At 60.9% G+C, this 4294-nt stretch carries 3 protein-coding genes; all 3 read right to left on the reverse strand.

All coding sequences use genetic code 11. From position 1 onward, the window contains the following. Window positions 1–252: 252 nt before the first annotated feature. Window positions 253–1680 carry an MFS transporter gene (locus B3C64_RS04795; protein WP_291534105.1) on the reverse strand — a complete coding sequence of 476 codons (1428 nt, stop codon included), beginning with the start codon at window positions 1678–1680 and terminating at the stop codon, window positions 253–255. 91 nt (window positions 1681–1771) lie between these two features. After that, window positions 1772–3775 carry a glycoside hydrolase family 127 protein gene (locus tag B3C64_RS04800; RefSeq protein WP_291534107.1) on the reverse strand — a complete coding sequence of 668 codons (2004 nt, stop codon included), beginning with the start codon at window positions 3773–3775 and terminating at the stop codon, window positions 1772–1774. 327 nt (window positions 3776–4102) lie between these two features. After that, a partial coding sequence (locus B3C64_RS04805; protein WP_291534109.1) for an LPXTG cell wall anchor domain-containing protein occupies window positions 4103–4294 on the reverse strand: 192 nt, incomplete at its 5' end.

A 4294-nucleotide genomic window follows, 5' to 3' on the forward strand; every position in this document is an offset into this window, starting at 1 on the left:
CATTCAACGGGAATCCACGTTGCCGCTCGACTGATGAAAAATCCTTTTGCCGGATTGCCGAAACTTTTTGCCCATATACCGGTGGCAATAAATGCCGGTAACGAATAATTGCCGTTGCGAAAATTAGTTTCGCAACGGCAATAAGCATTTTCGCATGCAAAAAACGGTGGCAATGTCCGAAAACATTGCCACCGTTTCACACAACACAGAAATCAGAGGAGAGTGGTTTCACGCACTCTCCCGAGTGCTCAATCAGGCCTGAGCCTCAGCAGCGGCAGCCTTGGCGTGACGCTCGGCGAGCTCAGCCTTGATCTGCGGCTCCATCTTCTCGAACTTGATGTAGAAGCACATGATGGCGGCGACGATCGCGTAAACGATGACCGGCAGAGTGACGAAGCAGAAGCTGATGGCGTTCAGGGACTGCTGGGACTGCTCGGCGTTGGCCACGTAGCCGTTGGCGTTCATGATCTCCAGCGGCACGAAAGCGCCGAAGCCGGAACCGACCTGGATGCAGAACGCGGAACCGACGGCGGTCAGGAAGCCTGCGGCGTGAACGCCGGTCTTCCACTCACCGTAATCCACGGTGTCGGCCAGCATGCCGAACGGCATACCACACGCGATGGCGGCGCCGATGACGCCGATGGTCCAGAAAGCGACGGCCCAAGCGACGGAGCCCTTGGCGAGCGGGGTGAGCATGAGGAGCTGGCCGACAGCACCGATGGCCAGGCCGACCATCATGGTGAAGGTCTTGCTCTTGAGCTTCTTGGTCAGGATCGGCATCAGAGCGGTGCCGACGAGGCCGATGAGCTGCACGCCGTTGAACAGGGAGGTCAGGTTCTCGTTGCCGAGGTTGTACTTGGCGTAGTAGGTGGACACGCCGTTACGGGTGGACTGGGCGACCCAGTAGACCACGAAGGCGACGACCAGGATGATCCACGGCCAGTTGCCCTTGGCTGCGCGCAGGGAGTCCTTGAACGGAATCGGCTTGGAAGCAGCCGGGTTGAAGTTGCGCTCACGCAGGTTCTTGAAGGCAAGCAGCAGCAGGACGATGGCGATCACGCCGTAGATGGCGGTGACGACCATGAAGCCGACCTTGGCACCGCCACCGAGGGCAGCGCCGAAGAAGCCGACCAGCGGGATGGTCAGAGCGGAGGTGATGAAGGAACCAATCTGGCCGCCAGCCATACGGAAGGTGTTGGCGACGTTACGTTCCTTCGGGTCGGAGGTCAGGTTCGGCAGAATAGCGGTGATCGGGGTCTGGATACCGGTGTATACGGCACCTGCGGCCAGGATGTAGGTGACCAGCGCGTACCAGAACTTCATGGAGGCGTTCGGCAGGCTCGGAGCGGTGAACGCGATGAACACGGTCACGGCGAACGGGATGCACAGCCACAGGAACCACGGACGGCTCTGGCCCCACTTGGTGTTCGTGTGGTCAACGATGGAGCCCCACACGACAGCGGAGATGGCGTCCGCGAAACGCGCGACCAGCAGAATGGTCGCTGCACCGAGGGCACCGGAAGCGGCGATGCCGAACACATCGGTGTAGAAGTACATGATGTACGAAGAAATGGTGACGTACAACAGGTTGCCAGCCATATCGGTGAAGGAGTAGCTGATCTTCTCCTTCAACGGCAGCTTGACAGCGCCGGACTGCGCGGAAGCAGTTGTTGCGCTCATTGGTTATTCCCTTCCTTGGTTTTTTATAAAGTGCGGATGCCCGTATGTGCCCGGGCATCCATGAATTTTGGAGCAGATTCGCTCCCGACTATCAGAAGTCGGAATCGAACCAAACCTGCATCTGGCCGATCTCGCGGTTGGCCCATGCGTAGTACGGAATGAGCTTCAGCGTGACCGGCAGGTCAGGCAGAGTCTCGTGGGCGTCCGCATACAGCGGAGCGTCGTTGTTGTCTTCCGCACGCTTGGAAGCCGGAACCTCCACGCGCTCGATACCGTTGAGCTCGTCGGCGACGTACTCGTCGGTGGCCTCGGCGGCGGTGGTGTGGTGGATACGGTAGTTCCACAGCGGCTTCGGGTTGTCGGATTCCTCGGCGCAGTAGACGACCGGGCCACGCATGACGGCGACCTTACCCGCATCATGGCGCACGCTGGACTTGGAGCGGACGTAGCGCACGGACATGTCGAGGGTCAGTTCGATGACGGTCTCGCCTGCGGCGACGTCGAAGGTGACGAAGCCATCGTTGACGGCAGCGGTCTCGGTGACGTCGGTACCGTTGACGGCAAGCTTGTAGTTGTTGGCGGACCAGCCCGGGATGCGGACCATGAACTTCACGGCCTCGGCGCCTGCCGGCACGTTGACGGTGAACTTCACGTTGCCGTCCCACGGGAAGTTGGATTCCTGGCTCACGGTGACGCCGTCGAAGAACGTCGCGTCGTTGGCGATGAACTGGTGGGCGGCGATCACGCGGTCGGCATCCTTCACCGTGTACAGGTAACGGTCGACGGACGCGATGAAGCGGGCGATGTTGGCCGGGCAGCAGGCGCAGCCGAACCACTCGGCGCGGTGCATCAGCACGTGGGCGCGGTCCGGGTTGTGGTCGGAGGCGACCGGGTCGGCCTCCAGCGGGTTCACGTAGTAGAAGTGCTTGCCGTCCAGAGCGATGCCGGAGATGGCGCCGTTGAAGATCTCCTTCTCCAGCACGTCGGCGTATTCGCCCTTGATGGCGATGTCGAGCATCTGGCGGGCGAAGAAGCTCATACCGACGGAAGCGCAGGACTCGCCGTACATGGTGTCGTTCGGCAGGTCGTAGTCGTAGGTGAAGGCCTCGCCGACGTGGGTGGAGCCGACGCCACCGGTGATGTACATACGACGGCGGACGATGTCCTCCCACAGGCGCTGGGCGGTGTCGCGCAGCTCCTGGTCGTTGGACAGGCGCGCCACGTGGGCGACGCCGGTCAGCATGTAGGCGACGCGCACGGCGTGGCCCTCGGCGGTCTGCTGCTTGCGGATGGTACGCGCGGTCTGCGTGTACTCGTGGCTCCAGGCGAGCATCTGCGGGAAGATCGGGGTCGCGCCGGATTCGCGGGCAGCCTGGTTCTGCTTGTCGTAGAAGCTCGGGTCCTCGCCGCGCACGTCGATGAAGAACTTGGCGAGCTTCAGGTAACGGTCTTCCTTGGTGACTTCGTACAGGCGGGCCAGGGCGAGCTCGATCTCCGGGTGACCGTCGGCTCCCGGGATCTTGCCTTCGCCGTAACCGAAGTTGGCGTCGAGGCAGTCGGCCATCTTCTTGGCGACCTCAAGGGCCTGCTCGTTGCCGGTGACCTCGTAGTAGGCGACGCCGGCCTCGATGTAGTGGCCCATCACATACATTTCGTGGCTCTGCTGGATCTGGCTGAAGCGCGGACGCTTGGAGTAGGAGCCGGACTTGATCTGGAACGGAGTGTCCAGGTAGCCGTCCTTGTCCTGCGCACGGGCGATCAGATCGACCAGACGGTCGCACAGATCCTTGAGCTCCGGGTTGTTCTCGTAAGCCAGCGCGTAAGCGGCCTCTTCCAGCCACTTGTACACGTCGGAATCCTGAAAGACCATACCGTTGAAGTCGGCTTTCTCGTCACCGGCCACGACGCGCAGGTTGCGCACCGCGTGGCTCCATTCGTGGGAAAGAGCCTCGACTTCCACACCGGAAGGATCTTCCGGAATATCAATGCGCTGCTCGTCGTTGATAACGGCCCACTGATAAGGAATCACTTCCTTGGCAACGTTCTCGCGATACTGCTTCCAGAACGGAGAAGTCACCGTGACTTTCGCGACCATGTCGTCGTCCTTTCGTTCGTCTTGCACCCCACCGCGGAATATCCACTTCCTAGTGCGAAAATCCGCGGTTCCATTTCGCATTGTATGAATCGCGAAACGCGGCTTTGCAAGGTTTTCCGGATGGGAAAATTTTCCTTCCTTTCCTTTGATGGCCCGTATCCATAACCCTTCCGCCTCATATTGGCTCGTCAGGATGAAGGAATTCGCTACACGAGACAGGTGAAACACGCAAAAAGGCCGGCCGCCAATCCCAGTCGGATTTGGCGGTCGGCCTTCGTTGCGATTATCTCGCGGTCACATAACCACGTAGTTGGGCGCGGCTCCCGTTCAGTCCTGCAGTTCGCGCTTGACGGCGCGGATCCTGATGGTGGCCACCGCCGCGACCGCGACGAGCAGCGCCGCGATGACGGAGAACAGGATGATGCCCGCGCCACCGGTGAGCGGCAGCTGGGTGATGGACTTCACGTTCTTCACCTTGACGCGCTGAGAGTTGCTCTCATCGGTCCAGCTGGAGGCGAG

This window comes from Bifidobacterium sp. UBA6881 (assembly GCA_002451435.1).
Classification (GTDB): Bacteria; Actinomycetota; Actinomycetes; order Actinomycetales; family Bifidobacteriaceae; genus Bifidobacterium.

Bases quoted from the DNA above. Each gene is read 5' to 3' on its own strand.
- B3C64_RS04800 (WP_291534107.1), bottom strand. From the start codon at position 3,775: ATGGTCGCGAAAGTCACGGTGACTTCTCCGTTCTGGAAGCAGTATCGC.
- B3C64_RS04795 (WP_291534105.1), bottom strand. From the start codon at position 1,680: ATGAGCGCAACAACTGCTTCCGCGCAGTCCGGCGCTGTCAAGCTGCCG.